The organism is Streptomyces sp. NPDC002868, assembly GCF_055563295.1.
In genome coordinates this window covers 513768-538438 of the sequence record NZ_JBVHDR010000001.1, presented here as the reverse complement: position 1 = coordinate 538438, position 24671 = coordinate 513768, and the positions used below count along the sequence as shown (strand labels likewise).

Sequence of the window (24671 nt, the reverse complement as noted above, 5' to 3'; positions counted from 1 at the left end):
GGACGGCAAGGACGTCCTCAATGAGCAGTGCTCCTCCGGGCGAGTGGCGGATGCAGTCACCCGTCTCGGCTCGGGTGCCACCAACTACCAGTGCAGCACACCGGCTTGCAACAAGAGGCCTGTGATCACTGCCTGAGGTTGAGAGACAGCCTGTCACACCGGCATCGCGTACACATGGCGGTTCCCCACGTACTCGCCGAGCCCCCACACCCACCCGCCCCTTCCGGGACGGTCCTCATAGCTCAGGTCTTCCGGCCCACGTGGTACGCGCCACTTCGTCACGGCTGTCCCAACGCCCTCGCGATTGAGCGCCGCGGCACTGAAGTACCCCTCGTTGGCCCCGTCGCTGACGGAAAGGTACAGCGTGTTGCCGATGGCGACCGCTCCCTGAATTCCCGTGCCGCCGGGCAGGCCGCTCCCCCGCTCGACCCGGTAGACCGACGATGACTGAGCTCTCGTGCGGTCGGACACCAGCAGCGACCCGCTGCCGTAGGCGAAGCTCCACCGGCCCACAAGCTGGGGTTTTTTGTCCGGCACCCACTCGTTCACGACGAGCGTGGCTCGCCGGAACGGCCCCTGGAGCGAGGTGCGGTCCACCGAGACCTGCGAGAACTTGAGCCTGGCCTTCGAGTCGTCGTCCGCTTGGTAGGTGCGGCTCAAAGGCATCGCGTACGGGGTGGCGCCGCCGAACCGGAACAGCTCATCGGTGTTGAACACCAGGAGCGCGCCGTTGTTGCTGTCCGTGACGTACAGCCGGTTCCGGTACCACGCCAGGCCTCCGGCGTGCAGTCCGCTGATCGGCTGGGCGGCGTACCCAGAGCCCGACTTAACGGCCTTCACCAGCGCCACGTAGTGGTACCGCGGATCGCTGCCGCTGCGGTCGATGACGGCTATGCGAGCGCCGTTGTCCGCCGATGACTTGTCGTACCAGGAGACCATCATGCGCTTGCGATTGCGGCCCACCGCGTCGTAATAGGTCGTCACGCCTTGGGGATACCACTTGCCCTTCGTGTTGGCGTCCAGGTCGGTCGGGGACCAGCCGAAGGCGAAGGCGGGTTTGGGTGAGCGGGCCGGCCACGAGGGAACCTCGGCCGGGCTCAGCTTGGTGACCCCCCACGCCCGCGCCAGCGAAATCTCCGCAGCGTCGTACTTGCCGAACCTCCGTGTGAGCCACCGGATTCCCCGCACATGGGCGCTGGTCTCAGCCGGGTCGTACTCCAGGGCGAGCGGGGACTCCGCCTGAGCGGCCATCGCCGACTCCGGTACCAGTAGCCCGCCCGCCGCCGCCACGACCGGCGCCGCCGCCATTCCCCGCAGGATCGCTCTCCGTGTTGTGTCCATGGCGAAGTACCGTAAGTCCGGAATCCCCCCTTCCCCCCGGTACGACGTTGTCCCGGACAGTCCCGGACACGTTCCGGACACCCACACCGGCTCCCGTACGAGGATCCATGGGTGGACCCGCACCCATACGCACTCGAGAAGCACTGGTACATGAGGTCGACCATCGAGCCGGGCTTGACCCCACCGACCGCCACGCCCGAGTCGTGGCACAGGGGGCACGGTCCCTCGGCGCCTCGGGTGCGTAACGGCCGGTGCGAGAGTGGTCGGTGAGAATTACGCGGTATTCAATGCGAGTTCCGCCCATACGTTCTTGCCGGGGGCGCCGACACGGGGTGTGACGCCCAGCGGTCGGCGAGCTGGGCGACGAGGTACAGGCCGCGGCCCGACTCTTCGTCGAGGGGTGGCTGTGTCTCGACGGCCTCGGGGGCGGGGTGTCGCTCGGTGCGGGTGTCGGCGACCTCGATACGGAGGGCGGTGGCGGTCGCAGTGAGACCGAGGTGGAAGTCCCGGCCGGGGACGTGTCCGTGGCGTACGGCGTTCGCGGTGAGTTCGGCGGCGATGAGAGTGACCGTCTCGTTGGGGGCGGAGTCGTACGGGTAACCCCAGTCGTGAAGCCGGTGCGAGACGAGTCGGCGGGCGAGGCGGGCGCCGCGTGGTGTGGAGGTGAACTGCATCGAGAACTCGTGGGCGGGGGTGGAGGGTTGCTGGTCTGCCACGTGAGGGGTAATTGCTCGGTTCATGAGGAAAACGCTGGCGGTGCGTGCGTAGCGTTGACCAGGAGAGACTCGCTGACGGGCACGGGCTGTACGCGTCGTGGGGCGGCGGTGTACGCGGCGGGGAGCGTGACCGGCTCAGGGGTGGTGCGTTGGCCGCGCATGTGTGATGCGTGGATGTCTGGGCGGGACGGTACGGGAGGTGCGGGGGTCATGGACGATCAGCAGCAGCCGGAGTACGAGGCGGGATCGGGCATCCTGCACGTCTTCGGGCAGCAGTTGAAACTGTGCCGGGTACGGGCGGGGCTGGAGCGGCCGGAGTTCGGGTCGATGACCGGGTACTCGGCTTCGACGATCGCCTCGTTCGAGCAGGGGCGCCGGATTCCACCGCCGAGGTTCATCGACAAGGCGGACGAGGTGCTGGACGCGGGCGGGTTACTGCGGGCGAGCAAGGAGGAGGTGGCGCGGGCGCAGTACCCGGCGTTCTTCCGGGATGCGGCGAGGTTGGAGGCGCAAGCGGTAGCACTGCACGTGTACGCGACGAAGGCCGTGCCCGGGCTCCTGCAGACAGAGGAATACGCACGGGCGGTGTTCACGATGTGGCGGCCACTGCTCAACGAGGACACCGTCGGTCAACGGGTCACCGCACGACTGGCCCGTCAGGAGATCTTCTCCCGCATGCCGATGCCCACAATCAGCTTCGTCATCGAGGAGTTCATGCTGCGCCGCCCCTTGGGTGGTCGGAGCGTGATGAGGGGCCAGCTGGAGCAGATCCTGCTGCACAGACATCGTCGCAACGTCGAAATCCAAGTGATGCCGATCGAGCGGGAGGAGCATGCTGGACTCGAAGGCCCCTTCACCTTGATCGAGACGAGGGAAGGACAGAGGATCGCGTACGTGGAGGCGTACAAGGACAGCCGCCTCTACACGGATCGGCCGTCGGTCCGGGAGATCGAGGAGCAGTACGGGATCCTCCGGGCGCAGGCGCTCACTCCACGTGAATCGCTGGACCTCGTCGAGAAGTTGCTGGGAGAGGCATGAACGTCGAAGAGCCCGCACAGGCTGTGCCCGAATCAGCCTGGTTCAAGAGCACTTACAGCACGGGATCGGGCGGCGAATGCGTTGAGGTCGCGGCCTGCCCCGGCACCATCCACGTCCGCGACTCAAAGGACAAGGCAGGGCCAACCCTGCGCGTGGCTGCCGAGGGCTGGACGGCCTTCGTGGAGTTCGCCGCGCAGGGCTGAGCCCACACAACGACGGCCCCGCCACCGGAAGCGATCCGGTGACGGGGCGCCTTCTTGTACGCGCCTGTACGTGAGGCTCAGTCGGCTCTCGTCGCCCGGCCGCGCGATAACTCGGAGTAATCGGCAGATCCAGGTGGGGTGCCTATCCTCCGCTGACACGCACTCGGGGCGCGCGGCCGAGCGGGCACCGTCCCGAGCAGGTCCGGATCGACGCTCACGCTCCGGCTCACGCCTTCGGGGTCACCAGAGCGCCGGCCGCGGCCGGCGCCACGCCATGCATCTGGTCGTGGCACGAAGTAGACAGCGACGCAAGCCTGTTGGCCCTCACCCCCGGCAGGGGGTTCGGACAGCAGCGAGTCATGGTGGTACGCGCAGGAGCGGGGGCACGGAAGGCTCTTCGGAAGCTGGGAAGCACCTGGGCGGACCGGATCAGGCGCAGTTGCTGCACTTCACTGCTGTACGACGCAGAAGAGCCCCAGTCTGGCACGCGACTACGAGACCCTCCCGGCCCTCTCCGAAGCCGTGATCCACCTCGCCATGACCGACCTGATGGCCGGCCGCCTCACCGGCGAAGCCACGATCTCCTGGCGTCACCCGGCATCACGGGACCAAACGCTATCTACGGGATGAAACACCGGGAGAAAACGAGCTCTGAAAGTGAAGTCAGGTCGCCCACCTGTTCCTACACGTCGGCTACGAGAAGCCGGTAGCCGACGTCGAGTGTTTCGCGGTCGAGCAGGTCGGCATGGCGTTCGTGCCAGCGGCCGGAAGACAGGTCGTCAGACAGCCGGGCCAAACCCGGACGGAGGACCTCCTCGCCGGTCTGGGCGAGCATCGACATGCCAGCCCGCACCACCGGATCGAGGTAGGCCTCGGGTCGGCGCCAGAAGGCGGCGCCGAATCCATCGGTGCAGTCATGCGGGATCGGGACCGTGTCGATGCGGGCGCCTCCCAACAGTGCGATCAGCCGGTCGACCGCGACGGCCCGTGTGTCGTCGAACGCGGCCGCCTCAGGCAGGTATTCATCCAGCAGCCAGAACCCACGGGTGACGCTCTGGTCCCAGCTGAAGATGACGACGCGCCGTCGGGCGATCCGACGCAGTTCCCCGATACCGGCTTCCAGGTCGGTCCAGTGGTGCACGGTCAGGAGGGCCATCACCGCGTCGGCCGAGTCGTCGGCGAGAGGAATCGACTCCGCGGATGCTTGCATGGCCGGCGCGGATCCGGCCGGACGTTGGGCGATCATCACTGAACTGGGTTCAACAGCCAGCACCGTTTGCGGCGGTTCGTAGGAGCCGGTGCCAGCTCCTACATTGATCACCGTGGCAGCATCGCCGAGCGCCGTGTGGATCTGGACAGCGATCCGGGGATCCGGTCGTCGGGTGCTGCCGTAGGTCGCACCGATGCTGTCGTAAGTCGTCACGGCGGACATTATGCCGCGTCACGAATGTCCACCTACCGCTGCGGTGCTCGTACACAGGTATTGACAATCGCTCTTACCAGCGTGATGAACGCAGTTCACACACCTTCTACTTCCCTGATCCGTGCCTCGACGCGGGGGTCGGCTCTTAGAACAGGCGGCAGATGTGTGTCCCGGAAGATATCGGCTGTCACCAGTTGCTCAACGGTCAACCGACGGGCGGTCGCCAGTTGAGACTCGCTCAGGCATCCTTCAGAACTGCCCTGTACAGGGTCGCGTCCTCCAGATCAGCCTCGCGCATCAGCGTGCTCACCATGTTGCAGTAGCTCCGGTCATGTTCGCGTGCTCGAGGCGGGCCATGGTCAGTTCGGCGTTCTCCAGGCGAGCCCGTTGCAGATCGGCGCCATTCAGATTGGCCATGGTCAAGAAGGCGTGCTCCATGTCGGAACGAGTTGTGACAGTGAATCGGCAATCCGGGCAGCTGTCGCGAACCGTTCTTGATCTTGCTCCGGGAAAGGCTCGTTTGTGAGAATGGGGCTGGCTGTGATCCCGGGGGCAGCCAGCCCCATTCATCGTTCCCTTCAGACGCTGAAGCGCTCGACGAGCATCTTCATGGTGTCGAAGGCGGGCTTGGGAACGTAGTCATCGGTGGTGAGCCCGAATTGGTGGAACAGTCCTGACTTCGCGCTGGCGGCGTCTCGCAGCGCGAAATGTGTGTAACCGCTCAGGTGGAGTTGCTTCGATTGGGCGGCGATCACCCCTACCACGGTCTCGACGACGTCAGCCTGCCGTTGCGGGGGCCGGTCGGGTCCGGTAGGCCAACCGTGCTCGGTGATGTGCAGCGGTAGGTGCCCCAAGTCGGCGGGTGCCAGCACCGAGTCACGGTGATGACGTAGCAGCCCCTCAACGGCGTGCGCGAGGTCGGATGCTGCAACGGGTTGGAAGACGTCGGGGAAGAAATCCAGGCCCACGTAGTCCAGATCGGTGATGAAGTCTTCCCCGCCGCGGTTGGTCAGGTGCGTGACGAAGGAGGTAGCCGGCCCGAAGAGGGGAGTGGTGTTGAATCCCACCTGTAGGTGCGTGTGTCCGAGTTCGCGTGCTCGCGCTTTGACGACGGACACCCCACGGACGATGGCCTCGTGCACCGCCGGGTAGTAGCCGTCCAGCGTCGGGTTCGACGTGATGTTGGGCTCTTCCGTCACTTGCAACGTGCTCGTGACCGCGCCGTACTGCTCAACCAGCTCGCGCAGGAAGTCGCAGTAGCCGTCGACGTCTCCGGAGGTGGACTGGTATTGCGCCACCAGGTCCAGTCGGCGCCCCCGGATGGCGTACTGGGCTGCGGTGGCCGGCGTCGCGGTCGCGTGTGGCTCGCCGAGGAGGGTGGCGTCGTCGAAGCCTATGTAGGCGCGTACCAGGAATGGGCGGCCTGGTCGGCCCTGGAGGCGGTCGAGTGCGCTCGACACGAGGGCCGGGTCATCGGGCAGGCCGCTGGCCAGGCCCCCGGTGTCATCACCGGTGACTCCGCCCGGGTAGATCCCGAAGAGCATGCCGTCATGCGCTGTCAGCGTCACGCGTTCGATTCCTCTCGGTTCAGCGTTCCAGGGGGTGTGTGGAAGTTGTCGCCGCATCGGCCGGCCACGCCAGTGAGCCGGTGCGGAGGTCGTCGATGACCGAGTCGATCCATGCCATCTCGGCGCGAGCGAGGCACAACGCGTATTCAGCTTCGATGACGTGCAGGCGGGGTACGCCGACCGCCAGGGCGTCCGCGAGGCGTCCCTCATCGGCGGCTGTGCGCTGCTGGAGGCGTCGGGCACGCTCGGCCAACGCCTCCACCGCGCCGCTCGGCCCGAGGGCCCCGAGGTAGGTGACTGCGCCCAAGAACTGTGAGAACTCCCGCTCCGGATTGCGGATCTGGGAATCCAGCCGTCGTACGAGTTCGTCGCGGCCCGCTTGCGTGAGGGCGTAGACGGTCCTCTCCGGACGGTTTCCCAAGCGCTGCTGTCCTTGCGAGGCAAGCCATCCCGCTTCGGTCAGGGCGGCAACGGTGTTGTAGAGCGTGCCTCGCGTGATCGCGGCCGCGTGGTTGTCGCTGCGTTTTCGCAGTTCGGCAAGCATCTGGTGCGGGTGCGAGGACTGTTCAAGCAGGAGGCCCAGCACTGCCAGAACGATCGGGTTGTCGAGAGTGCGACGTGGCATAGTCGAACCCTACCAGTCTAAATAGACTATTGGGCTCCAGGCCCAGGACGCCAGCCTTGTTCCGCTACTCCTCTTCTTCCTTGTCGCGACCCGTTCTTCCTTGTCGCGACCCGCGGAGACTGGACTCGCGTAGGGGCCGCAGCCTTGCCCGGCCCGGCCCGGCCCAGCCCTCGAGCTCGAACCGGCCGTAGGGGTTCACCATGTCCAGAAGGGCGGGGACAGCGCCCGCCGGTCCGCGTCCGTGAGTTGGTCTGCCCATGCACAGCCCGTCCTCGAGCGCCGGGCCGACCAGGAAGATGCGGCACGCGCACTCGCCGCAGGAGCCGCGCGGCGGGCCCTCCGGCTCCCTCGGAGCCGGAACCGCAGCTGCGCCGCCCCCATCGCCCGCTGACGCTCGCAGTCGGTGCACGCTCCGGACGGCCCGGGGCGGCTGCCAAGGTCAGGGCACAGCCCCTGTTGTTGGGCACGCTGGCGCGCGCCGAACTTGACGGCGACCACTTCGGCGCACACGTCGCAGCGGCGGCCGGTTCGACCACATCACCCCCGCCTCGCAGTCAGGTGTCCGCAGCGCCAGCGCGGCAGCGCCACCCCGAGCAGCCAGCGGCCCGGGTCCCGGATCTCCGAGACCAGCGTGCCGGCGAGCCGGGCGGTGAGCCGGTGGCGCAGCCGCTCAGCCTCCATCCCGCCCGCCAACTGGCGGCCGACCTCCCGGGCGATCTGCCGCTCCACGAACGGGTTGCTCACCCGCTCCAGCAGCCAGCGCACCGGCTCCACACCGAGGCGCTCAGCGCCTATGGAGTCAGCGTTTACTGACACCCGACCGGCGCAGCAGGCAGCAGTCGAGCCCCCGTCCTTATGAAGGACGGGGGCTCGACGTATGAGGGTTGATGGCGGCGGATCTCGCTCCACGCCAGACGGGCGGCCGCAGCGGCCGACAACACCCCTGCCACATCAAGGGAGTCGGCGAGCGAGAAGGTACGCAGCAACGCGAAGAACAGGGCCAGCAGCGTGAGCAATCCGATCGAGACCGACCAGAGCATGGTGACCCGGCAATAGGTCTCGGCGCTCCGGTGGTACCAGTTGCGCTGCTCGATCAGCCGGTCCGCTGCGGAGCGGTTGAGTTGCCAATGCGACTTTGCTTGCCGACTCTACGCCCTGAAACGGGCCCCCAATTACCCGCTTCACGCCGGGAAACCCGGTCATGCGCCCCCCTGCCTGCAGTTTTGTCTTCACTCTTTAGGCGGAATGGCTTGTTCCGTACCCTGCTGCGAGAATGTCATCTCACTGGCCACGCCGAAGCTGCGACGGTTGCCGCCGTCGCCGCCGGTGCCGTCGCCGGTGCCAAGGTGACAGTGAACATCCGCCGGTGACCCAAGGGTTCGGATGCACTCGACGCCTCCGAACCCTTCACGGCAGAACACCGACATTGATGAGGCATAGGCAGCGCCTCCGGTCTCTTGCCCGGAGGCGCTGCCTTCTTCCTTCTTCTCTGTTCCGGACCCTGTCTCACCGATTCCTAATGCCGTCTGTCAAGCCGCGAGAGCGATGGGTGGCGTGGGCTCGTAGCACCGTCCATCGCGGAGGAGGGCCCAGAGGACGTTGACGCGACGGTGGAACATCAGCCAGCCGAGCGTTCGTTCCACCGACCACCGTTTCGGGATCGGGGTGAAACCCCTGGCCCGTGGGGTGCGCCCAACGATTTCCATGTCGATGCCCAGGCGGGCGGCGTGCTCGACGAGGTGCTGGCGGTAGCCACCGCCGACCCAGACCTTACGGATGCCGGGGTGGCCGACGGCGACCTGGTCGAGCAGCGGGTGCCGGCGACCGAATCCTGCACGCCGGCGGCGGTGACCAGCACGGCGAGCAGGAGGCCGAGCGTGTCGATCACGATGCTCCTCTTCCTTCGTACTGGCTCTTCCTCCTTGGCCGTCCGACGAAGCGCTGCCGGCATCCGAACGTGGACTGTCTCTCCGGTGGGTCCCGGACCGCATACTGCTGTGACGCAGATGCCGCCGACGGCGGGTCACCGAGGAGCGAGAGCCGTGACCATGTCGGCGGCAGCGAGCAGGCGCACCCGCGCAGCGTCCTGGCCCAGCGGATACAGGGCGAACACCTCGCTTCCGTCGGGCTGTTCCAGGTCGCCTCGGAGCAGGTAGGCCAGCCGCGGTGCCGCCGACGGCCCGTCACCGTCGACGCCGCTCTCCACGGGAGCGTCCGTGTCGGGCGAGCCGATCCGGGCGGCGAAGCCGGCCACGTCCTCGCCGTCCCGCCGCCGGTACACGCTCCGCGAACCGTCCGTGTGGCGTACGACGACCGTGGCCGCCCGGGCCGCGGCCTGCCACACCGCCAGCTCGCCCAGGCCGACGCGCGAGCCCGAGGCGAACAGGTCCGTCAGCCGGTGGGCGAGGGTGGCCAGCGCGTCCGCGTGCCGCCACACGGCGTGGTGCGTACCGGTGACCCCCTTGATGACGTCGAGCCAGCGCATGGTGCGCGCCTGCACGTCGATAAGCAGCGGGACGCAGGCGCGGCTGCTCCCGGTGAGGTCGAAGCGCTGCTCGACGGAGCGCGGGTCGAACACCGGCCCCCGGTTCCCGGGTTGGTCCCGCAGCATGAGCCCGGCGAAGGCTTCCGCCAGGTCGCCGAAGGGGACGTTGTTGTACGAGTAGACGACCGCGACGACGTATCGGACCCCGGCTGCGCCGAGCCGCTCCAGGTCGAGGTCCACGAACTCGCTCGCGCCGAGCGGAGGCGGCGCGTCCTGGAGGTCTCCGGAGTGGACCGCGGCCTGGCTCGCGAACCGCAGGCTGGTGTAGTCGCACACCCCGACCTGCCGCCAGTCCGCGTCGAACATCGCGGCCGACAGGTCCAGGTCGGTCCTTCCCGAGGTGGGGCTCTCCATCCAGTGCAGGAACAGGCGCAGCGTCCTGCCGTCCGGTACGGCGAGTTCGCTGCCGCGCGGAAGGGTCACCAGGGCTCGGGACGCGGTCCGTTCGGTGAACGGCGCGACGACACCGTCCAGCGCGGCGTCGACGACCGCGACCTCTACGGATGCCGCGTTCCCTGCCCGGCGCAGCATCTCCGCCGTCAGCACGTCGACCACGGTCCGCACGAGGGCGGCGGGCAGCGTCGGCCTCTCATCGTCGATCACATGGGTCTTCGCCGCCGCGCCCTTGGGGAAGAACACCCGTGCCACGCGCTCCCGGGTCCGGGTGCGGATGGCCCCGAGAGCGGACAGCAGGACGGCCGGCGCCACCCGCGGAACCACCCGCTCCAGCGCGGAGACGACGGCGCGGGCGCCGCCCTCGTCCTCCTCGCCGACCAGGCGCAGCAAGTGGTCGAGGCGGCGGACGAGTTCGCCCGGCCGCCGTTCGAGCAGCGTGAGCGCCTCGGCGATGTCGCGGGCCGCGAGGGCGGCCTCGACCTGGCCGCTCCAGCTGTGCGCCGTGACGGTCGGGCCGGTGACGTCGATGTGATCGACGGTCTCCGCGGCCGTGCGCAGGGCTGCGGACAAGGCGTCGCCGCCGAGCCGGGTGCCGCGCAGCGCGGCGAAGGCGAGCGCCGCGCGCGGGAACCGGTCCGTGTGCTCGAAGGGGTGCAGGAGTTCCGCCGCGTGGATCCAGGCCCGCCGGTGCCGCCGCATGTCCTGGGCCGCCTGTGCCGGGTCGAGTGTGTCGAGGACGGACAGCAGGGCGCGGCGCAGGGGCCGGGGCACGGGGGCGAAACGCGGGATCTCGACGAGTCCGGCGTCTCCGCCGGAGCGGACCGCGAGCACGCGCAGCACATCGGTGGCGGTGTCGATGAGCCGGGCCACGACGGGAAGGGTGGTCGGCGGGGCCGCGGGGTCGGCGAGCAGCCAGGCGACGAGGCGGGCCTTCGCCTCCCGGCCCGGCACGGTGGTCGGCAGTCTGTCGAGGTCGTCGCGGGTCCTGGCAGCCAGCAGCGCTTCCAGGTCATCGGTGTCCTGGGGGCTGAGGGCGCCCGTGCGGGAGAGCAGGGTGTCCAGTTCGCGGGCCGCGTCGATCTGACGAGCCGTCAGGTCACCGCCGTGCGACAGCAGGCGCAGCCGATCGGGCGGCGCGGCACGGCGGAACAGCTGTCGGTGCGGGCGCTTGGGGCGCAGGAACGGATCGGACGGGTCGATGCGGCGCTCGCACACGGGGCACGCCGAGAAATCCGCGCCGTCGAAGCAGGCGCCGCACACCAGGTGGGCGCACGGCGAGACGGGCACGACGGATTCCACCGTGCCGCAGAGCACGCACGGCTGCTCGGGGCGCTGGAACAGCACGGTGAGCACGCGGTCGACGTAGTGCGCGTATGTGTCATGCGGTGTGCTGTCGGGGAAACCGCGCAGCAGGGGCACGTGCGGGCGGTCGGCGCCGAGGGCGCTGTCGATGTCGCCGAGCAGTTCTCGGCCCACCGCGCCGAGGGTGGGTGCGTCGAGTGCGGCGAACGCGGCGCGCAGCGGCGGTGCCAGCAGGTAGCCGCGGTCGACGAGGTCGGCTTCGAGCAGGGCTACGTCGCCGCCGGCCGGGATTGCGGCGGCTGCCGGAGCGGGCGGGTAGAGGGCGCCGCGGCGCGACAGAAGCACGGCGGCGAGGCTGCGCGGGCGGGGGACGGTACGGGTGGTGACCGTGGTGCTGGACAAGTCTCTTTCTCCCCCTCCCGGATGACCGGGTGTCGCGCGGGGCGGGAAGTGAGCACGCTGATTCATTAGAAGAAATGAGAAGGAAGCACACTCGGGAGCCGCCCCGCGCCCCGCGAACCTAACAGCCGTCGGGCCTGGGGCTCATCCTGTTTTCCGGGCGCGCGTCGACGCCTGCGCGAAAGCCTCCCGTGACCACGGGTGCCCTGGCATGGCTCGGAACCGGACGGCCCGCGGCGCCGGCGGTCCCGCCGCGGGCGGCCGGCCCGCGTCAGAGGATCCGTGTGCCCGTCCCCGTCACCCGCACCCGCGGGTCGCCCTCGCGCAGCTCCACGGTCAGCACCCCCGGACGCCCCATGTCCTCGCCCTGGTGGAGGGTGAGCACCGCCGCCTCGGGGACCAGGTCCAGTTCGCGGGCGTACGCGCCGAACGCGCCAGCCGCCGCGCCCGTCGCCGGGTCCTCCACCACGCCGCCCACCGGGAACGGGTCGCGCACGTGGAAGACGCTCTCCGACTCCCGCCATACCAACTGCACCGTGGTCAGATCGAGGCGGTGCATCAGGGCTTCGAGGCGTTCGAAGTCGTACGCCAGATCCGCCAGCCGCTCACGGGTCGCGGCCGCGAGCACCAGATGCCGCGCGCCGGCGAAGGCGATACGGGGCGGCAGCGCGGGATCCAGATCGGCGGCCGGCCAGGCGAGCGCGGCCAGCGCCTCGGCGAGGTCGGCCTCCGCGATGTCCTCGCTGTGCGGCTCGACCGTGGTGAGTGTGGCCCTCAGCACCCCGTCCTCTTCGCTCACCGTCACCGGCACCGTCCCCGCACGCGTCGCGAACACCAGGTCGCCGGTCCCGATGCGCTCGCCGAGGGCAATTGCGGTGGCAACCGTGGCGTGGCCGCAGAACGGCACCTCCGCCTTGGGGCTGAAGTACCGGATGGTGAACGCCCGTCCGGGCTCTCCGCCGAGCCCTGCGGGCGGCGCGGACAGGAAGGCGGACTCGCTGTACCCGAGGTCGGCGGCGATGTAGAGCATGTCGGCGTCGCCGAGTCCTGAGGCATCGAGGACGACCCCGGCGGGGTTGCCTCCCTCGGGGTCGCCGGAGAAGGCGGTGTAGCGCAGGACCTCGTGCTTGGTCGTCATGACCTGCGGAACTACGGACCGATGTGGTTTGTTCCCGAACAGGGTCAGGGGGTGCGGTGTGCCGCCGCGTGGCAGCCGGGGGCGCGGTCCCCGGCGGCTTGGGCCTCCGTGAACACTCGCACCGGACTGACACTCACCGCCCGCCGACTACCACCGTGCGCTGCGCTGAGAAGTCGCCCCACTTCCCGTCGGGCAGTTTCGCCCGGAGTTTGACGCTGTAACGGGTGCCGGGCTTGTCCGTGACCATGAAGGTGTACGCCGCGGTCCCGGCGGGAGGCGCGGCGCCCCAGACGATCGTGGTGGCCAACTTCCCGTTCAGGAACAGCTGATGCTCCTTGACCGGCGTGCCAGTCTGCGGCGGCGTCCAGGTCAGGTCGACGTTTCCCTTGCGGGCCGTCGCTTTGAGATCGGTCGGCGCGGTGCTGGGCCCCTTCCCCGGTGCCGAAGCCGTCGTGAGATCCACGGAGTTGCTGTCCGGCGAGGAGTTCTCGGCGGCGTCGCGCGCCCGCACGGTGAAGGTGTAGACGGTGCCCGGCCGCAGGCCGGTGACGCGGGCCCTGGTCTCAGTGCCCCGCACGCTGTGGATACGGGAGTCCTCCTGGTAGATGTCGTACGAGGTGACCCCGATGTTGTCGGCGGCCTTCCCCCAGCTGAGGGTGACCGCCCGGCCTCCGTCGACCTTGCCCTGCAGCTTGGCCGGCGCCGTGGGCGCCTTCCTGTCCTCCGGCGTGGGGGCCGGGGTGGTGACGGCTGTCGCGGGGCTGGGCTTCGAGAGGTTCCCGGCGGAGTCGCGCGCGCGGACGGTGAAGGTGTAGGCCGTCGACGGCGACAGCCGGTCGATGTCGACCATGTGCTTGTTGCCCGGCAGCGTCTTGACCTTGGCGCCCTGCTGGAACACCTCGTACCCGGTAACCGCCTTGTTGTCGGTGGCCTGCTCCCACATGACATGCACGGAGGTGGCACTGCCTGCCTGGGCCGTCACGCCGGCGGGGGGCGACGGGTTCTCAGTGTCTTTGTCCTCGCCTCCGCAGGCGGTCAGCAGGAGAGCAGTGGCGCAGGCCAACGCAGGCAGTGTGGGGGGACGTTGCACGGTCGGACCTCCGCGGCGGACGGCAATGGTCCAGACCTGTATGCCACAGGCTGTGTCATCCCACAAGGGGTGCACCCGCACATGGCCCCGCGGCCTGCCCGGCGTACCTTGCCGGAGCCTGATGGCTTTCTTATGGCTTCTTGAAGAAGCGCTTCCTCGGGGTCTTTCGACGCATGGACCGGCTTACGCTCTCGTCAACCCCCCACCGTGATCCCGGTGGGCGCGGCTGCGTCTGCCGGGATCTCGCTTGCTCAGCCGTCTTCCTTCCGAGGTGTTGCACGTATGGGTTCCCGACGAGCCGCTGGCCCGAACTCCCGTTCTCACGCCCGTCCCAAGGGCGGGCTGCGGGCACGCAGCGCCGTGCTGGCCCTGGGCGTGATCACCGTCACCGCGGGTGTCGGAGCCACCCTCGCCACAGTCGGCGGGAACGATGGCGGAACGGCCGGCCGGGTGGAGACGAACGCCGCCGGTGACGCGGCCGGGCCGGGCGAGGACGATGCCGCGGCGGGCAGCGCGTCGCCGCTTGTTTCCCCTTCGGGGAGCCCGAAGGCGACGGCATCGACGAGCCCGTCCGCTTCCCTCTCCGCCTCCGCCAAGCCGAAGCGGACGGTGAGTCCGAAGGCCGCGCCGAAGCCCAGGGTCACGACGAAGAGCGGTTCGGGCGGGTCCGAAGGTGGTGGTGGATCCGCCTCGTCCTCCGGCGGTTCGGGATCCGGTTCCGGTTCCGGCTCGGGGTCCTCGAACGGCGCCGAGGCCCAGGTCCTCTCGCTCGTCAACAAGGAGCGCGCGTCCGCCGGTTGCTCGCCGCTCACCTCGAACGCGAAGCTGACCGAGGCCGCGGACGACTACAGCGATGTCATGGCCCGCAGTGGCGTGATGTCCCACACCGGGCCCGACGGGTCCACGATGAGCAGCCGCGTCGACGCCGCCGGGTATCTCTGGTCCACGCTGGGCGAGAACATAGCCCGCGGGCAGTCCGATGCGGCCGCCGTCATGGATGCCTGGATGAAGAGTCCCGGCCACCGCGCCAACATCCTCAACTGCTCCTTCAAGGAGATAGGCATCGGCGTGCACTTCGGGGACGGCGGCCCCTGGTGGACGCAGAACTTCGGCGCCGGCCGGTAGAACCCGCTACCGCTCGTCGCCCGCCAGCCCGAACGACACCCGCACCCGAGCCCCGCCCATCGGCGCGCCGGTGATCTCCAGCTCCCCGCCCGCCGCGCGGGCCGCACGCGCCACGATGTCCAGGCCGAGGCCCGTGGAGCCGCCGACGCTGACACCCCGGGTGAGCGCGGCGTCCGGGTCGGCAACGCCGGGACCCGCGTCCTCCACCGTCAGCAGCACATGGCGGTCGGTGCGCTCCACGCGTACGGCGAAGGCAGTGCCCTGCGGAGTGTGCCGGAAGACGTTCCCGATCAGCGCGTCCACGACCGCGGCGAGGTCGTCCTCGGGGAACCGTACGGGCGTCGGGCGCGGCGTGAAAGAGCGTTCGCACAGCCGGTCCTGCTGGGTGGCGAGCACCGACCAGAAGTCGAGCCGCATCGCCACCACTTCGGTCACCTCGCTCGGGCGTGCCGGAATCGTCCCGTTCGCCGGGCCGGCGGCCAGCGGGGTGCGGGCGGCGGTGATGATCGAGTCCAGTTCGCTCTCCAGCTGCGCGACGGCCTCCGTGATCCGCCGGGCGCCCGGTGAACCGCCCAGCAGGTCCGCCTCCAGGTACAGCGCGGTCAGCGGGGTCCTGAGCCGGTGCGAGAGGTCCGCGACCATCTCCCGCTCGATGGCGAGCAGCTCCACGACCCGGTCGGCCATGGTGTTGAACGCGGCCCCTGCCTCCTGCAACTCCGGCGGACCGTCCGGTTCCACCCGTACGTCGAGGTCCCCCGACCCCAGGGCCAGGGAGGCACGCTTCAGGGTCCTGGAGGAGCGGACGACCCGGGCGCCCAGCCGGTCGGCGACCAGCACCGAGCCGCCCACCAGGCCGAGCGCGAGCAGCGACATGACGCCCCACGAGGCCCACACGCCCCGGGTCAAATACCCGGCGGGTACGTATGCCTCGACGACCGCCACCCGGTTCCGGTCCAGAACGACGGGCTGGAGATAGATCCATCCCTCGGCGGTGTCGAGCGCCAGCGTCTCCCGTTTGCGCACCGCGCGGTCCAGCGCCTCCGGCGGCGCATGCAGAGTGCCGACGAGCCGGCCGTCCGGGAGCCGTACGGCGAGCTGGTCGTCCGAGCCCAGGCCCGCGACGGCCTGCTGTACATCGGCGGGTCTGGTGGTCAGGGCAAGTACCGGCGCGAGGGCGGCCGCACGCTGTTCGGCGGCGGTGGTCACCCGGTCCCGGGCCTGTTCGCGTACGAGCAGGGCGAGCGGGATGAGGAAGGACAGCGCGATCATCAGCGTCGCGGCGAGGGAGATTCCGGCGAGGGCGCGTCTCATGACGGCGAGGCGACCAGCTTGATCCCGATACCGCGCACAGTGTGCAGATAGCGCGGATCCGCGGCCTTTTCACCCAGCTTCCTGCGCAGTGCCGAGAGGTGGACATCGACCGTCTGGTCCTCGAGATACGGCTGCTGCCAGACCTCGGCGAGTATGCGCTGCCGGGATATGACCTGGTCGGCGTTGCGCGCAAGGTACGCGAGCAGATCGAACTCCCGCCGGGTCAGGGAGAGTTCGCCGCCGTCGAGGTGCGCGGTCCGGGCGAGCGGGTCGATCCTGAGACCGGCGACCTGGAGGACCGGCTGCCGGTCGCCGTCGTCCCCGCCGGGCCCGGACCGCCGCAGTACGGCCGCGATCCGGGCGGCGAGCTGGCCGCCCGAGAAGGGCTTGACCATGTAGTCGTCGGCTCCTGCGTTGAGGAGCCTGATGATCTCCGTGTCGTCGTCGCGGGCCGTGGCGACCAGTACGGGTACGCGCGAGATGCCCCGGATCATCCGCAGCACGTCGAGACCGTCCAGGTCGGGCAGTCCGAGGTCGAGCACGACGATGTCGGGCGGGCCCTGGGTGATCTGCCGCAGCGCCTCGAAACCCTGGTGAGCGGTCTTCACCGCGTATCCGTGTCCGGTGAGGACCTCGATCAGCGCGGCCCGGATGACTGGGTCGTCCTCGACGACAAGTACGGAGGCCATGAGCAGGCACGTTAGCGGGTCCGCCAAGATGGTGTCGTGTCCCGGTACCTGCGCTACGTGCTCATCTGGCTGTCCTGCACGGCGGCCAGCGTTACGGCCGTCATGATCACGGTCCATTTTGTGGTGGGCTCGACCAGGCCGACGGCGCCGGTCGCGCAGTCGACGCCGAGGGATTTCGCCGCCGCCTCGCCGCAGGCCTCGGTGACACCGCGCCCGAGCGCCTCCCCGAGCCCCGAGCCCACCCCGAGCCCGTCCACGCCCGGGCCGACGCCGCCCCGGAAGACCGACAAACCCCGTACGGCGTCGCCAACCCCCGCGGCCCGCACGACTCCGCGGCCTCCCCAGGAGCCGTCCGGAGCGAACTCGGGTGGCGAGGGCTGCGAACAGGGCGGTTCGGGTGTGCACACCATCTCGTCCCAGGGCGGGAAGGCGACCGTGCGTTACGGAAGCGGCGGGGTGTGCCTCATCTCGGCGGTGCCGAGCCAGGGCTTCACTGCCAGCACCACACAGAGCGCGCCCGACACCCTGACGGTGACTTTCGCGGGTGACCGGCACCGCTCGGAGATCACGGCGACGACCGTTCCCTCCGACCGGGCCAGTGTGCGGGAGACGTCGTTCTGAGAGTGTCCCGACGTCGGCAGCGCGGCTGCGACCCTCAACTTCACTCCTCCGACGAGGAGTCGGGCCGCGGCATGGCCCTCGTCGACGCACTGGCCACTCAGTGGCATCGTTCAATCAACGGCGTCGTGCAGCAGATCCCTCAACTTCAGTGCCGCCGGCAGCGGGTCGGCGGGCAGTGCGACATGTACGGTCCGGCGCAGGGCGAGGTCGCCGAGTCGGCAAAGGACGAGTTCGGCCGGGACCGCCCAGGCGGCAAGCGAGGGGACAAGCGCCACCCCCAGCCCGGCGGCTGCATAGCCGAACTTCCCGGTCCACTCCGCGATCTTGATGATCTTCTTCGGCCTGAAGCCCGCCCGGGCGCAAGCATCGGTGAGCAGCGTGGGAGAACCCCCCGCAGGCGCGTCCTGGAGCCAGGCCTCGTCGCGCAGTTCGCGCATGTCGATCGTCCCGGCTCCGGCCAGGGGATGCTCGCGCTGGAGGGCGACGAACAACTCGTCCTCCAGCAGAACGGCCGTTGTGACACCGTCGGCCGAGGGTAGACCGGACGGATAGTCGCTGACCACGGCGAGGTCGAGCGCCCCATCCGCAAGGCGCTGCATCAACGTGCCGCTCCGGCCCTCGACCGCGATGACCTCGACATCCGGCCTGGCCTGCTTGAACGCCCGCAAGGCAGCGGGCACCAAGGAGACATTCGCGGTCCCGAACGCCCCTACGCGCAGTGTCCCGCCGTGACCCGCGTGGATCACGGCCAGCTCCTGCTCTGCCCTCGACAGACGCTCGAGCACGTCCACGGCGTGACGATGCAGCGCATGACCAGCGGGATTCAGCCGTACGCCCCGGGGGAGCCGTTCGAACAGCGGCCCACCCGCCTGCTGCTCCAGCGAGGCAATCCGCCGAGACACCGCCGACTGCGTGTAGTTGAGCTGAACCGCCGCTTTGGTGAACGACCCGGTGTCGGCCACGGTCACCAGCAGGCGCAGCGCGTCGGTGTCAAACACATTCCTCCAAGGCATGGCTCCGATGCAATCCAGTCGCTGGTGGAATGTCTTGTCGGCTCCTAACGTCGCACACATGGTCCGAGGAAGAAATCCGAGGAGGAGATGTGCCGGCCTTACGGCAGGTTGAGAGGGGGCGGGGCCGGTGACCGCGGGAGCCACGATCGCGTTGCCGGCGATGCTGGCCGATCTGGAGGAACTCGTGGTCTGTGAGTCCTTCTCGGCCGACCACGCGGCATTGGCCCGCAGCGCCGAGGTTGTCGGCGCCCTCGGCGCGAGACTTCTGGGCGCCGTGCCGGAGACGATCGTGATCGACGGTGTGACCCACCTGCGGTGGACCTTCGGCACACCGCGTGTGCTGCTGGTGGGACACCACGACACGGTGTGGCCCGTGGGCTCGTTGGAGACCCACCCCTGGTCGGTGGCCGACGGGATCGCCCGGGGCCCCGGGGTCCTGGACATGAAGGCGGGGCTGGTGCAGATGTTCCACGCGCTGGCCTCCCTGCCCACCCCGGACGGCGTGTGCGTGCTGATCAACGGGGATGAGGAGGTCGGCTCGCCGACCTCACGGGAGCTGATCGAGGAGTCCGCGCGCGATTGCGCGGCCGCCTTCGTATTGGAGGCGGCCGCGAACGAAGAGGGCGCACTCAAGACCGCCCGTAAGGGGACCTCACGGTATGAGGTCGTGGTGTACGGCAAGGCCGCCCACGCGGGTCTGGAGCCGGAGAAGGGGGTCAACGCCGCGATCGAGGCCGCTCACCAGGTCCTGGCCATCGCCGGTCTCGCAGCCTCGATGGGTATCACCGGTGCGACTGGTGCCACCGGTAGCACCGATACCACCGTTACTGCCTGCTCCGCCCTGGGAGCCCCGACCATCACGCCCACCCTGCTGTCGGCGGGCAGCACTCTCAACACAGTGCCCGCGCTGGCGAAAGTATCGGTGGACGTGCGCGTGCCGACCCTGGCGGCGCAGGACCGGATAGACGATCTCATGCGGGGGCTTACCGCCCGGACGCACGGAGCCCGGCTGAAGGTACTGGGCGGCAAGCAACGGCCGCCAATGGAACCGGAGTCCTCCGCCGAACTGTTCGGCCTCGCCTGCCAAATCGCCTCGGAGCTGGGCCAGGAGCCGCCGCGGGGGGCCGCCGTCGGCGGCGCCTCGGACGGCAACTACACCGCGGGCGCAGGCTGTCCAACGCTGGACGGCCTAGGTGCCGTCGGCAGCGGCGCCCACGCAGATACTGAGCACGTCGAGGTCGCACAGATGACACCCCGCACCCACCTGCTCGCTCAACTGATCACGCAGACACGAGCGATGACCTGACCGACCTGCGCGAACTCCAGCGCCCCGAACGGTCCGACACCCCTCACTCCAGCGCGAAGCAGAGGCTGCTCATGACAGCAACGACATCCCTGTCGCCCGAGGCCGCCGAACTGGCCGCCCGTCACCGCCTCGGCGCACTTGAGGGCACGTTCGCCCCCAAGCGTCTAGGCAAACTGATCTTCGCCCTCTACATCTTCACGCTCGTCAATCTGTTGGTGGCCTTCGTGATCCCCGCTCTGGTGTTCTTCTGGTGGCTGCGCCGGACCCCGAACTTCAGCCGGAAGCAGGCCGCCAAGCGTCTCTACCTGTTCGAGAACGGAATGATCGTGCACCCGCAGTTCGGCGACGGAATGATCGCCGTCCGCTGGGATTCCATAAGGCTCCACCAGGAGATCACCCAGGTGATCATCAATGATGCCCCCGGCCCCGTCAAATACGCCTACTCAGTCGTCGCCCCGGGCGTCACCGGCACAACGATCACGGAATTCTACGATCGTCCCGAGACCTGGGGACCCTGGATGCAGGAGGCCGTCGTCCGCGCCCAGGGCCCGGCGGTCCTGGAATCGATCCTTGAGGGTCAGACGACCAACTTCGGTGGCTTCAAGGTCTCCCGCACCGGCATGGCCACCACCAGGAACGGCCACCTCGCCTGGCCCGACGTCCAGGAGATCCACGTCAAGGCAGGCAGGGTCTACGTCATGAAGACCGGCGAGTCCAGCCCCTGGTTCAGTGCCGCGGTCGGCGACATCGCGAACTTCTACGTCTTCCTGACCATCGCCACGAACCTCTGCCGGCAATAACGGACAGTGCCGTTCAGGCGCCTTCCGACGGCCAGGTCTTCAGAACCTGGTCCAGGCGGTGGTAGGCATCGTCGAACCAGGCGTCGGCCAGAGCGACAGTGACCGTCACGGTCGTAAGCGACATCGAACGGTCCGCGATGGTGACGTGGGCCCGCTCACCGTCCGGGTCGCGGCTGATGAGCACCTCGGTCGTGCGCTTGTCCTCACGCCATACGACGTCCGCCCCGCAATCGAGCGCGTCCAGGGCTTCCTGCCACTCCGTCAGGTCCTCCGGGAAGATCCATGTCGCGATGCTTCCGCGTACGAAAGCGGTGTCGACGAGGATTTCTCCGACCAGCGCATCGGTGCGGGGCGGGTCCTGGGCGGACTGCCTCCCGGTGATCCGTACGATCAGGCTGTTGCCCTCGCCCTCCAGACTGATCAGGTCGATCGGACCCTCGGACGCCATCGCCACTCCCGCCCTCCCCGGTGCTTGTGCCCGGCACCATAGCCGACGGCGCTCACCCCACCTCAGCGGGGGCTTGAGTCACCCGTAGGGGGAGATGTGAGGGTGGGTGCATGGACGGCGACACGCTCTATTCGATCGGCGATCTGGCCCGGCGGACCGGGCTGACGGTCAAGACCATTCGGTTCTACTCCGACTCGGGGATCGTGGCGCCGACCGGCCGCAGCCCGGCCGGCTATCGCCTGTACGACATCGACGCCGTCGCACGTCTGGACCTTGTACGGACCCTGCGCGGCCTGGGACTTGACCTCGCCACGATCCGCAAGGTCGTGGACCGGGAGCTCTCGCTTCCAGACCCGTGTGCCGGTCACTCCGTCGGGTGCCGGTAGACCGCGATCGCCGACGCGACCGACTGGTGACAGTCCGCCGCCCCCAGCAACGCGTCAAGGCGTGGTGAGCGGCGGCCCATCGGGTCGTGGCTGCGGATGAGCTCGACCATGACCAGCCGGTTCGCCGGCACCCAGGCGGAGCAGTGCTCTGTCAGCCGGTCCAGGGCCGCCGTTCCGGACTCGATCCAGCGGCCGAACGCTTCACGGGCGAAGGTGTGCGCGTCCTGGACACGGGACAGATCGGCACGGCACATCAGGTCCGACAGCCATCCGCGTCGGCGGCCTCAGGTAACTCCTGAGAGGTGATCACGGGCCTGTCCAGCACCGGCACTGCGGTTGAGGCGGCTGCGTTCCCCGTATCGGCCGGGCCGCCGGTGCCCGCATCCTCACCGGCCCCTGCGTCACCGGCCCGTACGACCGGGAACGGATCGAGCGGTACATGCTCGACGCCCCCCGTGTGCGCCGGACGGCGCAGATGCAGGCGCTCGTCGACGCGGCCCGGGCGTCGGCCCCGGACACCGCCCTCGACCCGGCGCACCTGCGCGAGTTCTTCGAGAGCGGCGGCGAAGGGCGGCGGATCTACGCTCTCGCTCTCATGCAAGGCGATCCCGGCCTGGCGGACCTCGACATCGTCCTGGAGGCGATCGAGCGGTCCCGTTCCGCCTTCGAGCAGTATCAGGCACTGGTCCTGGCCGAACTCGTCGCCCCCGGGCTGACTGCAGCCGACCGAGACCGGCTGTGCGCCACCCTGGCGAGCCAGCTGGCGTCCGGCGGCCGGCTGACCCGGCCCTCCAGCCGCCGGCAGGTGGCGGAGCGCGTCCTCGGGCTGCTCCAGGACCGGTCGGACAGCGGCGGGGGAACTGCGTAAGCCCGATGCCGAAGACTCCCGCCATCAGCGAGAACCCTGTGCATGAGGGCTCAGGGCTTCGCCTTCGCCGCCTTCGCCGTGCGGGACGCCAGTGCTGCCACCCGGGGGTCCGGGTGGCCGTCGCCCAGTTGCTCCAGCACCCTGACCGATGTGGGGGGATGGGCTTCCGCGAGAGCCGGGATGAGGGAGAGTGCTCCGCCCGGCCAGGTCGACGCGGCCGCGTCGAAGGCGTCGGGGAGGGACCAGGGTACGGCGGTCAGGTCCGGTTCTTCCTCCTCCGTCATGGCGCGCGCGTACATACGCAGATCCTCGGCCCAGCGAGCCTCCAGTTCTTCGAGGATCAGCACCGCACGGGCGCTCGGCGGGACGCGTTCGGCGTCCGAGGGAGCGGCCTCGCCGCGGCTGTGCAGCAAGCGATGTGCGTATGCGCCGGTCACGGGGTGGGTGAGGACGGAACGGAGGGCCTCGGCGGGGACGGCGGCGAGGTCGAGGTACGTGAAGAGGGTCGATGTGCGGATGTCGGTGAAGTCCGTGCGCTTCGCGATGTCGAGGGCGTTCAGCAGGTCGCTCCAGGATCCGCCGCCGTGGCCGGCCGTCCACTGCTCGAGTGTGCGGGCCGCTGTCTGCGGCGGCCAGTTCTGGACGGCCGTGATGACCTCGGCGGCATCCCACGCGGCGACGGTTTCCTCGTCGGGCGCGGCGACCTGGCCCGCGGCCAGTACGTGACGCAGGACAGCGTTGCCGAGCGGGGTGAGGCCATAGGAGTCACCGGCGCGGAAGACACAGCCCGTCTCGGCCAGTTGGTCGACCACGTCCGCCAGTGCGTGGGCAGGGCTGTCGAGTTCGGCCCGTTCCTCCTCGCCCAGGCCGGGGATGCCGAGCAGGGCGGACAGCTCGTCCGGTGACGGCGTTACGTAGCCGGCGGGGGCGGCAGTGTCGGGGACCGGTACGGGCGCGTCCTCGAGCGACGGGTCGACCTGCCAGGAGCCGTGTTCGGCGGCCTTCCGCGCCACGGAGTCGGCGGTGCCGCCGCGCTCGTACAGCGAGTAGAGCAGATGCGCCGCGTCCAGGGCGTAGTCCTGGAGGTCGTCGCGGGCGTCGTGGTGGGCATCGTCGCGGGCGGGCTCCTCGTCCGTGGCAGGCGCGGCGGCCGCGATGCGCTCCACGACCGCCGTCAGGATGTCCGCGCCCAGTTCGGTCAGCTCTTGCGGGGTGCCCCGGGTCCAGACATCGGTGGCGGGCCCGGGGAATCCGCACCGTTCGGCGAGTTCGCGCAGGTCGTCGGAGCCTGCCGCGAGAGCCGCCGGGAGCGGGGCGCGATGCAGCAGTCCACGGATGTCCTCTGGCGCGGGGAGGGCGCGCGGCGGTGGCAGCGGGGTGCCCGAATCGCCGTAGTAGTCGAGGTGTTCGTCGAGCAGGCGGTCAGCGAGGGCAACGTGCGGCAGCGACTCCGGCCCGGGCGCGAGGCCGGCGTACGGTCCTGCCAGTGCGTCGCTCAGGCCCGCGGCCGTCCAGCGGTCGATCAGCGCGCCCGCGATCCGCTCCAGCTCCTCCCCCAGCGCCTCGTCCGGGCGGTCGGCGTCCAGCGGCGGAGGGGGCAGGAGCGGTCCGGCCGGTGAGGGACCTTCGACGTCGTGAGCGAAAGCAGCGAGCAGTGTCTCGGTGAGCTGGACGCGGACGGCGAAGGTGCGGGCCGCGACGTCGGATCGATGCAGTGGCGCGGGGAGGGCCGGCCAGTCGGCATGGGGTGCGCGTTCATGGGCGGCGAGCCATGCCCGTACGGCGGCGGGGTCGTCGGGGTCGACACCGTCGGCGCGCAGCAGCGACGCGTACCAGCCCGACCAGGTGAGGTTCCGGGGATCGGCGATCGCCCGCCGGAACTCCGGCATGGCGTCGTCGATCGCGGCGACCAGACGCGTGTGGCGCTTGGCGTTCAGTCTTCCCGCGGCCCGGACGCAGTCGGCGAGAGCGGTGAGTACGCCGGGCACTGCGGCGAGTTCCGTCGGGGTGGCGCTGAGTAGTGGGGGCAGGTCCTCGTGCAGTACGCGGCGCAGGAGCTGCGGGGTCGGCTCGGGCACGCCCGCCCTGCGGTCCGCGCCGCGCACGGCCAGAAGCGTCAGTACGGCGTCCGCGACGCGCACGGGCACCGGGGCCCCGCGCTCTTTTTCTGCCCAGGCGAGGAAGTCGTCAAGTCCGGTGTTCAGCTCAGTGGTACGGGTCACTCGGGGAGCGTATGGGCCCCGGGGCGGGTCGGGCGGTCCGGCCGCGTTCGGATGCCCCGATCAGGCGATCATTCCTGTGTCTGGGCGCGGAGCGATGA

26 protein-coding genes and 3 pseudogenes are annotated in these 24671 nt (G+C 69.6%); 9 read left to right on the top strand and 20 right to left on the bottom strand.

Annotated features, from left to right (window positions below; all coding sequences use genetic code 11):
• Positions 1–153: 153 nt before the first annotated feature.
• Together ACZ3H8_RS02530 and ACZ3H8_RS02525 are read right to left on the bottom strand one after the other, a co-directional pair.
• Positions 154–1341: a hypothetical protein gene (locus tag ACZ3H8_RS02530; protein ID WP_467396491.1), complete on the bottom strand. Its 1188-nt coding sequence runs from the start codon at positions 1339–1341 to the stop codon at positions 154–156.
• Positions 1342–1625: 284 nt separating this feature from the next.
• Positions 1626–2057, bottom strand: coding sequence for an ATP-binding protein (locus ACZ3H8_RS02525; RefSeq protein ID WP_467396489.1), 432 nt, complete (start codon positions 2055–2057; stop codon positions 1626–1628).
• 210 nt (positions 2058–2267) lie between these two features.
• Between ACZ3H8_RS02525 and ACZ3H8_RS02520 the strand changes: the two genes are divergently transcribed.
• The 3 genes and pseudogenes from ACZ3H8_RS02520 to ACZ3H8_RS02510 all read left to right on the top strand — a co-directional run.
• Positions 2268–3095, top strand: coding sequence for a helix-turn-helix domain-containing protein (locus tag ACZ3H8_RS02520; RefSeq protein ID WP_467396487.1), 828 nt, complete (start codon positions 2268–2270; stop codon positions 3093–3095).
• Complete coding sequence (locus tag ACZ3H8_RS02515) at positions 3092–3298, top strand: DUF397 domain-containing protein (protein WP_467396485.1); 207 nt, start codon at positions 3092–3094, stop codon at positions 3296–3298. The genes ACZ3H8_RS02520 and ACZ3H8_RS02515 overlap by 4 nt, the downstream gene beginning before the upstream one ends.
• 480 nt (positions 3299–3778) lie before the next feature.
• Positions 3779–3928, top strand: a pseudogene (locus ACZ3H8_RS02510) (IS5 family transposase); the annotation flags it as partial.
• A gap of 52 nt (positions 3929–3980) precedes the next feature.
• Here the strand turns inward: ACZ3H8_RS02510 and ACZ3H8_RS02505 are convergent.
• The 11 genes and pseudogenes from ACZ3H8_RS02505 to ACZ3H8_RS02455 all read right to left on the bottom strand — a co-directional run bounded on the left by ACZ3H8_RS02505 (position 3981) and on the right by ACZ3H8_RS02455 (position 13757).
• Positions 3981–4730, bottom strand: coding sequence for a class I SAM-dependent methyltransferase (locus tag ACZ3H8_RS02505; RefSeq protein WP_467396483.1), 750 nt, complete (start codon positions 4728–4730; stop codon positions 3981–3983).
• A 297-nt stretch (positions 4731–5027) separates the two neighbouring features.
• Positions 5028–5138 carry a pentapeptide repeat-containing protein gene (locus ACZ3H8_RS02500; protein ID WP_467396480.1) on the bottom strand — a complete coding sequence of 37 codons (111 nt, stop codon included), beginning with the start codon at positions 5136–5138 and terminating at the stop codon, positions 5028–5030.
• Between the two features lie 161 nt (positions 5139–5299).
• Positions 5300–6265 (bottom strand): hypothetical protein, encoded by a 966-nt coding sequence (locus ACZ3H8_RS02495; protein ID WP_467397907.1) that lies wholly within the window; start codon positions 6263–6265, stop codon positions 5300–5302.
• Positions 6266–6308: 43 nt separating this feature from the next.
• On the bottom strand, positions 6309–6914 hold the full coding sequence (locus ACZ3H8_RS02490; RefSeq protein WP_467396478.1) for a PadR family transcriptional regulator: 606 nt from the start codon (positions 6912–6914) through the stop codon (positions 6309–6311).
• A gap of 537 nt (positions 6915–7451) precedes the next feature.
• On the bottom strand, positions 7452–7730 hold the full coding sequence (locus ACZ3H8_RS02485; protein WP_467396476.1) for a hypothetical protein: 279 nt from the start codon (positions 7728–7730) through the stop codon (positions 7452–7454).
• Positions 7721–8008, bottom strand: coding sequence for a hypothetical protein (locus ACZ3H8_RS02480; RefSeq protein WP_467397906.1), 288 nt, complete (start codon positions 8006–8008; stop codon positions 7721–7723). The genes ACZ3H8_RS02485 and ACZ3H8_RS02480 overlap by 10 nt, the downstream gene beginning before the upstream one ends.
• 135 nt (positions 8009–8143) lie before the next feature.
• Complete coding sequence (locus tag ACZ3H8_RS02475) at positions 8144–8341, bottom strand: hypothetical protein (RefSeq protein ID WP_467396474.1); 198 nt, start codon at positions 8339–8341, stop codon at positions 8144–8146.
• A 102-nt stretch (positions 8342–8443) separates the two neighbouring features.
• A pseudogene (locus ACZ3H8_RS02470) lies at positions 8444–8823 on the bottom strand (transposase); the annotation flags it as partial.
• 114 nt (positions 8824–8937) lie between these two features.
• Positions 8938–11559 carry an MXAN_6230/SCO0854 family RING domain-containing protein gene (locus tag ACZ3H8_RS02465; protein ID WP_467396472.1) on the bottom strand — a complete coding sequence of 874 codons (2622 nt, stop codon included), beginning with the start codon at positions 11557–11559 and terminating at the stop codon, positions 8938–8940.
• A 268-nt stretch (positions 11560–11827) separates the two neighbouring features.
• Positions 11828–12694, bottom strand: a complete 867-nt coding sequence (locus tag ACZ3H8_RS02460; RefSeq protein ID WP_467396470.1) for a PhzF family phenazine biosynthesis protein — start codon at positions 12692–12694, stop codon at positions 11828–11830.
• Positions 12695–12827: 133 nt separating this feature from the next.
• Positions 12828–13757, bottom strand: coding sequence for a fibronectin type III domain-containing protein (locus tag ACZ3H8_RS02455; RefSeq protein ID WP_467396468.1), 930 nt, complete (start codon positions 13755–13757; stop codon positions 12828–12830).
• A gap of 309 nt (positions 13758–14066) precedes the next feature.
• Here ACZ3H8_RS02455 and ACZ3H8_RS02450 point away from each other — a divergent pair, with 309 nt between their 5' ends.
• Positions 14067–14909, top strand: coding sequence for a CAP domain-containing protein (locus ACZ3H8_RS02450; RefSeq protein WP_467396466.1), 843 nt, complete (start codon positions 14067–14069; stop codon positions 14907–14909).
• A gap of 6 nt (positions 14910–14915) precedes the next feature.
• Here ACZ3H8_RS02450 and ACZ3H8_RS02445 read toward each other — a convergent pair whose 3' ends face one another.
• Genes ACZ3H8_RS02445 through ACZ3H8_RS02435 form a run of 3 tightly spaced genes read right to left on the bottom strand, consistent with a single transcriptional unit; the run spans position 14916 to position 17235 of the window.
• Positions 14916–16220 carry a sensor histidine kinase gene (locus ACZ3H8_RS02445; RefSeq protein WP_467396463.1) on the bottom strand — a complete coding sequence of 435 codons (1305 nt, stop codon included), beginning with the start codon at positions 16218–16220 and terminating at the stop codon, positions 14916–14918.
• Positions 16217–16909: a response regulator transcription factor gene (locus tag ACZ3H8_RS02440; protein ID WP_467396461.1), complete on the bottom strand. Its 693-nt coding sequence runs from the start codon at positions 16907–16909 to the stop codon at positions 16217–16219. The genes ACZ3H8_RS02445 and ACZ3H8_RS02440 overlap by 4 nt, the downstream gene beginning before the upstream one ends.
• 53 nt (positions 16910–16962) lie before the next feature.
• The gene (locus ACZ3H8_RS02435; RefSeq protein ID WP_467396459.1) at positions 16963–17235 is read right to left on the bottom strand and encodes a hypothetical protein; all 273 of its coding nucleotides are present in this window, start codon (positions 17233–17235) and stop codon (positions 16963–16965) included.
• Positions 17236–17308: 73 nt separating this feature from the next.
• Between ACZ3H8_RS02435 and ACZ3H8_RS02430 the strand changes: the two genes are divergently transcribed.
• Positions 17309–17530: a hypothetical protein gene (locus ACZ3H8_RS02430; protein WP_467396457.1), complete on the top strand. Its 222-nt coding sequence runs from the start codon at positions 17309–17311 to the stop codon at positions 17528–17530.
• Positions 17531–17640: 110 nt separating this feature from the next.
• On the opposite strand, the gene ACZ3H8_RS02425 is transcribed toward ACZ3H8_RS02430, so the two are convergent.
• Positions 17641–18528 carry a LysR family transcriptional regulator gene (locus ACZ3H8_RS02425; protein WP_467396455.1) on the bottom strand — a complete coding sequence of 296 codons (888 nt, stop codon included), beginning with the start codon at positions 18526–18528 and terminating at the stop codon, positions 17641–17643.
• A 175-nt stretch (positions 18529–18703) separates the two neighbouring features.
• Here ACZ3H8_RS02425 and ACZ3H8_RS02420 point away from each other — a divergent pair, with 175 nt between their 5' ends.
• Complete coding sequence (locus tag ACZ3H8_RS02420) at positions 18704–19849, top strand: M20/M25/M40 family metallo-hydrolase (RefSeq protein WP_467397904.1); 1146 nt, start codon at positions 18704–18706, stop codon at positions 19847–19849.
• A 71-nt stretch (positions 19850–19920) separates the two neighbouring features.
• Positions 19921–20649, top strand: coding sequence for a DUF6585 family protein (locus ACZ3H8_RS02415; protein ID WP_467396453.1), 729 nt, complete (start codon positions 19921–19923; stop codon positions 20647–20649).
• A gap of 13 nt (positions 20650–20662) precedes the next feature.
• Here the strand turns inward: ACZ3H8_RS02415 and ACZ3H8_RS02410 are convergent, their stop codons facing one another.
• On the bottom strand, positions 20663–21097 hold the full coding sequence (locus tag ACZ3H8_RS02410) for a DUF5959 family protein (protein WP_467396451.1): 435 nt from the start codon (positions 21095–21097) through the stop codon (positions 20663–20665).
• 110 nt (positions 21098–21207) lie between these two features.
• Between ACZ3H8_RS02410 and ACZ3H8_RS02405 the strand changes: the two are divergent.
• Positions 21208–21468, top strand: a pseudogene (locus ACZ3H8_RS02405) (MerR family transcriptional regulator); the annotation flags it as partial.
• Here ACZ3H8_RS02405 and ACZ3H8_RS02400 read toward each other — a convergent pair.
• Positions 21462–21737, bottom strand: coding sequence for a hypothetical protein (locus ACZ3H8_RS02400; RefSeq protein WP_467396449.1), 276 nt, complete (start codon positions 21735–21737; stop codon positions 21462–21464). The pseudogene ACZ3H8_RS02405 and the gene ACZ3H8_RS02400 overlap by 7 nt on opposite strands.
• 185 nt (positions 21738–21922) lie before the next feature.
• On the opposite strand from ACZ3H8_RS02400, the gene ACZ3H8_RS02395 reads away from it, so the two are divergent.
• Positions 21923–22351, top strand: coding sequence for a hypothetical protein (locus tag ACZ3H8_RS02395; protein ID WP_467396447.1), 429 nt, complete (start codon positions 21923–21925; stop codon positions 22349–22351).
• A 50-nt stretch (positions 22352–22401) separates the two neighbouring features.
• Here the strand turns inward: ACZ3H8_RS02395 and ACZ3H8_RS02390 are convergent, their stop codons facing one another.
• Complete coding sequence (locus ACZ3H8_RS02390) at positions 22402–24573, bottom strand: hypothetical protein (RefSeq protein ID WP_467396445.1); 2172 nt, start codon at positions 24571–24573, stop codon at positions 22402–22404.
• Positions 24574–24671 lie beyond the last annotated feature (98 nt).

What these genes read in the sequence shown, in the direction of transcription:
- ACZ3H8_RS02395 (WP_467396447.1), top strand. Translation starts at nt 21,923, where the DNA reads ATGCTCGACGCCCCCCGTGTGCGCCGGACGGCGCAGATGCAGGCGCTC.
- ACZ3H8_RS02415 (WP_467396453.1), top strand. Translation starts at nt 19,921, where the DNA reads ATGACAGCAACGACATCCCTGTCGCCCGAGGCCGCCGAACTGGCCGCC.
- ACZ3H8_RS02495 (WP_467397907.1), bottom strand. Translation starts at nt 6,265, where the DNA reads ATGCTCTTCGGGATCTACCCGGGCGGAGTCACCGGTGATGACACCGGG.
- ACZ3H8_RS02400 (WP_467396449.1), bottom strand. Translation starts at nt 21,737, where the DNA reads ATGTGCCGTGCCGATCTGTCCCGTGTCCAGGACGCGCACACCTTCGCC.
- ACZ3H8_RS02420 (WP_467397904.1), top strand. Translation starts at nt 18,704, where the DNA reads ATGCTGGCCGATCTGGAGGAACTCGTGGTCTGTGAGTCCTTCTCGGCC.
- ACZ3H8_RS02530 (WP_467396491.1), bottom strand. Translation starts at nt 1,341, where the DNA reads ATGGACACAACACGGAGAGCGATCCTGCGGGGAATGGCGGCGGCGCCG.
- ACZ3H8_RS02445 (WP_467396463.1), bottom strand. Translation starts at nt 16,220, where the DNA reads ATGAGACGCGCCCTCGCCGGAATCTCCCTCGCCGCGACGCTGATGATC.
- ACZ3H8_RS02460 (WP_467396470.1), bottom strand. Translation starts at nt 12,694, where the DNA reads ATGACGACCAAGCACGAGGTCCTGCGCTACACCGCCTTCTCCGGCGAC.
- ACZ3H8_RS02520 (WP_467396487.1), top strand. Translation starts at nt 2,268, where the DNA reads ATGGACGATCAGCAGCAGCCGGAGTACGAGGCGGGATCGGGCATCCTG.
- ACZ3H8_RS02475 (WP_467396474.1), bottom strand. Translation starts at nt 8,341, where the DNA reads ATGTCGGTGTTCTGCCGTGAAGGGTTCGGAGGCGTCGAGTGCATCCGA.
- ACZ3H8_RS02440 (WP_467396461.1), bottom strand. Translation starts at nt 16,909, where the DNA reads ATGGCCTCCGTACTTGTCGTCGAGGACGACCCAGTCATCCGGGCCGCG.
- ACZ3H8_RS02505 (WP_467396483.1), bottom strand. Translation starts at nt 4,730, where the DNA reads ATGTCCGCCGTGACGACTTACGACAGCATCGGTGCGACCTACGGCAGC.
- ACZ3H8_RS02515 (WP_467396485.1), top strand. Translation starts at nt 3,092, where the DNA reads ATGAACGTCGAAGAGCCCGCACAGGCTGTGCCCGAATCAGCCTGGTTC.
- ACZ3H8_RS02500 (WP_467396480.1), bottom strand. Translation starts at nt 5,138, where the DNA reads ATGGCCAATCTGAATGGCGCCGATCTGCAACGGGCTCGCCTGGAGAAC.
- ACZ3H8_RS02490 (WP_467396478.1), bottom strand. Translation starts at nt 6,914, where the DNA reads ATGCCACGTCGCACTCTCGACAACCCGATCGTTCTGGCAGTGCTGGGC.
- ACZ3H8_RS02410 (WP_467396451.1), bottom strand. Translation starts at nt 21,097, where the DNA reads ATGGCGTCCGAGGGTCCGATCGACCTGATCAGTCTGGAGGGCGAGGGC.
- ACZ3H8_RS02450 (WP_467396466.1), top strand. Translation starts at nt 14,067, where the DNA reads ATGGGTTCCCGACGAGCCGCTGGCCCGAACTCCCGTTCTCACGCCCGT.